This window comes from Campylobacter sp. 2018MI34 (genome assembly GCF_016598975.1).
Classification (GTDB): domain Bacteria; phylum Campylobacterota; class Campylobacteria; order Campylobacterales; family Campylobacteraceae; genus Campylobacter_D.
The window spans coordinates 1-460 of sequence record NZ_JAENKS010000113.1 but is presented as its reverse complement, the minus strand read 5'-3'; the positions used below and the strand labels follow the sequence as shown (position 1 = coordinate 460).

At 68.7% G+C, this 460-nt stretch carries 1 protein-coding gene; it reads right to left on the bottom strand.

The genetic code is table 11. The annotated features are described in order from the left end of the window. The coding region (locus JG676_RS07980) for an enoyl-CoA hydratase-related protein (RefSeq protein WP_200217894.1) at nt 1–460 on the bottom strand (460 nt) is incomplete at both ends.

Below are 460 nucleotides of genomic sequence, written 5' to 3'. Positions count from 1 at the left end.
ATGCCGGCCCTTGCGTCCTCGCTTTGGATCGCGCCGGCCATGAACTCGGTTGCGTAAGCGTAGGCTTGCGCGAGATCCATCTCCATGTGCTTGTGGAACATCGCCTTGCCGGTCGCGATCTGCTGCGGCGGCTGGGCGGCGATGTGACGGGCGAGCGCCAGCGTCTCCTCGTCGAGCCTGTCGGGCGCGGCGATCCGGCTCACGAGGCCGTCGCGCAGAGCCGTTTGCGCGTCGACGAACTGGCCGGTGAAAAGCATGTCGAGCGCGCGCTTGCTGCCGACGTTGCGGCCGACCGGAACCGACGGGGTGCCGCAGAACAGGCCATTGATGATACCCGAGGTGGCGAAGGTCGCCTCGCTCGAGGCGACGGCGAGATCGCACGCGGCGACGAGCTGGCAGCCCGCCGCAGTGGCGATCGCCTGGACCTTGGCGATCACCGGCTGGGGCAGGCGGTTGATGG